At 49.4% G+C, this 2,797-nt stretch carries 3 protein-coding genes; all 3 read left to right on the top strand.

The window, feature by feature from the left end:
- Nucleotides 1-117 (top strand): ribose-phosphate pyrophosphokinase (locus WCO51_11950; protein ID MEI6513966.1); only part of this gene is annotated, 117 nt, incomplete at its 5' end.
- Nucleotides 110-1,387, top strand: coding sequence for a TaqI-like C-terminal specificity domain-containing protein (locus WCO51_11945; GenBank protein MEI6513965.1), 1,278 nt, complete (start codon nt 110-112; stop codon nt 1,385-1,387). The genes WCO51_11950 and WCO51_11945, both read left to right, overlap by 8 nt.
- A 60-nt stretch (nt 1,388-1,447) precedes the next feature.
- Nucleotides 1,448-2,797, top strand: a 1,350-nt coding sequence (gene radA / locus WCO51_11940) for a DNA repair protein RadA (GenBank protein MEI6513964.1), incomplete at its 3' end; no start/stop codon positions are given.

The following is a 2,797-nucleotide window of genomic DNA, read 5'->3' as shown; positions in this document are numbered from 1 at the left end:
CTTACGCCTGAAAAGCGCCTTGATAAGATTGAAGTGCTGACAGTTGCCCCTCTCTTTGCCGAGGCTATACGCCGACAGCACTGTCACGAATCAATCAGTTCATTATTCGATGACTAACGATTGCCGAGAAGACCGCGCCTTTTGTAAACAGCATGGGGTGTTCTACACGCCAGAGCCATTAGCAAGGCGTGTTGTTCAATTGGCGCTTGAGCAGATCGATTTAGCTTCTCTTACTTCCCTTCGAGTTCTTGATCCTGCTGTTGGCAATGGGGCTTTTCTATTGGCTACCCTTGGATGCCATCCTCAGCTAAATCTTTTTGGTTATGAACAGGACGCTCAAGCGCTTCAAGAGGCAAGGGCTGCTATTATAGAAAATTCGGAGCAGCTTGTCCATGCTGATTTTCTTTCTTTACAACCTTCCCCTGAGTTTGATTTAATTATTGGCAATCCACCCTGGGTGTCTTTTTCAGGCCGACATGCCCAAAAAGCGCCAAGTAATGTGAAAGGAAAAGGTTGGCGTTCTTTACATTCGTCTTTTGTCGAACATTCGATCCATTGGCTTAAGCCGGGGGGGATTTTAGCCTTTCTGGTGCCCTATTCCTTTTGCTATCAAGGCGGATATGGCCTAGTCCGTGCTCAAATGCGACAGGAGGGGCACATAATACTTATAGAACAGATTGGTGAAACAGCATTCTCAAGTGTTACTGAACCGGCTGCAATCCTCCTATGGCAGCGTGGCGTCCCCGAGATAATTGATGACCTAACCGCTCCGTTTAGAAGTCCTTTAAAAGATGAATTAGCACTTAATAAGGCGGCAATATTTTCCGGACGATGTGATTTTTCAGATTTTGGAGTACATTCGGGCAACGCAGCTGAACTTATCATAGCAGATGCACCCAAATGGAAAGACTGCTCACTGATGCGGGAAGGGCGGGATATTAGCGCCTATCATCTTAATCCCCCCTCGAAATGGGTTTGGACGAGACCAAAGTTGCCGGATGGCCGATATGCCGGTATTCGCTCGATCGAGAAGTACCAATCGACGCCGATAGTGCTGAGGCAGACTGCAAGTCGTCCGGTTGCTGCAATACATGAAGAACAAACTTATTTCAGGAACAGTATACTTGCATGTGGCGGGCTTGCGGGGTACGCTCACAGCTATATTGTTGCCCTGTTGAACAGCCCCCTAATGGCCTTTATCCTGCGCCAATCGACTCCTGATGTATGCCAGAAGACTTTTCCACAAGTGAAGGTGAGCGATCTTAAAAAGCTTCCCATCCGCGATATTTATTTTAGAATGCCAAAAAAAGATCGCCAGAAGGAGCTTGAAAAAGCGAAAATATTGGTTCAGGAGTGGATAGAGCAGGCGTTGAATAATTTAGCATAACGGGTATAATAACCTATACAGTTGTCTACTTTTAGTCTAAGCTGAGAAGGTAACACAGACGTGAAAAAACAGACGCGATTCGTATGTCAATCCTGCGGCTTTGAGACCGCGAAATGGCTTGGGAAGTGTCAGGGATGCGAGGGGTGGAATACTTTAGTTGAGGAAGTCATCACCGCGTCGCCCGTCTCCAAAGCCGGCGCTCGACCCTCCGCTACTTCGCTGCCGTCATCAATTGCCGACATTTCAGAGGAAGACCAAACAAGATGGCTGTCCGGCATCGATGAGTTCGACCGAGTTTTAGGGGGCGGCATCGTTCCCGGCGCGATTATGCTTATCGGCGGCGACCCCGGTATCGGCAAAAGCACTCTACTAACTCAAGTTGCTAATCTTTTTAGCAGTGTAATCGGCCCATCGCTTTATATTTCAGGCGAGGAGTCGGTCAGACAAGTCAAAATCCGCGCTCAGAGATTAGGCATTGTCTCCAAAGACATGATGGTTGCTTCCGAAACCGAGTTAAGCGCCATTATTGGCCTTATCGATTATGCCAAGCCGCAGTTAGTGGTCATCGACTCAATCCAGAGCACCTATGATGCCGAGATGGAATCAGCACCCGCTTCAGTTTCACAGGTGAGAGGTTGCGCAACGGCATTACAGCGATTGGCGAAGGCCGATAGCATTCCTATTTTCTTAGTCGGCCATGTGACTAAAGAGGGTGCGATAGCCGGCCCGCGGGTGTTGGAACACCTGGTGGATACGGTGCTATTCTTTGAGGGAGATAATCAGGGCGCATTTAGGGTCTTGCGGGCAGTAAAAAACCGGTTTGGGCCAACGGATGAAATCGGAGTCTTTGAGATGCGCGAGCAGGGTCTGGAGCCAGTCGAGAATGCCTCGGCAATGCTTCTTGCCGAAAGACCAACCGATTCCCCAGGTTCTGCAGTGGTTGCCGCGATGGAAGGCTCCCGTAGCCTTTTGGCAGAAGTGCAAGCCTTGACCACTCCCACTTATCTCAACAATCCCAGACGTGTTGTGAGCGGCGTAGATTACAACCGTTTAAGCTTGGTGATGGCTGTGTTGGAGAAGCGTTTGGGTTTTCGCTTGGGAACTCATGATGTGTTCGTAAATATCGCTGGTGGAATAAAAGTGGTTGAACCGGCTGTAGATTTGGCCGCGTTGGTAAGTATCGCATCGAGCATGCGCGACCAGACGCTTGAGCCTACGACAGTGGTTTTTGGTGAGGTGGGCCTTGGCGGTGAGGTGCGGGCAGTTAATCACGTTGAGCGACGCTTACGCGAGGCTGCAAGAATGGGTTTTGATAAAGCCATCGTTCCCCGCCGCAACCTCGAACGCCTTAACGGCAATCTTCCAATTAATGTCAGAGGTGTTCAAAACGTAGCTCAAGCCCTAGAAGCC

It is taken from the genome of bacterium, assembly GCA_037131655.1.
Taxonomy (GTDB): Bacteria; Armatimonadota; Fimbriimonadia; order Fimbriimonadales; family JBAXQP01; genus JBAXQP01.
Note: the sequence above shows the minus strand (reverse complement) of the source record. Positions and strands in the feature narration are given on the sequence as shown.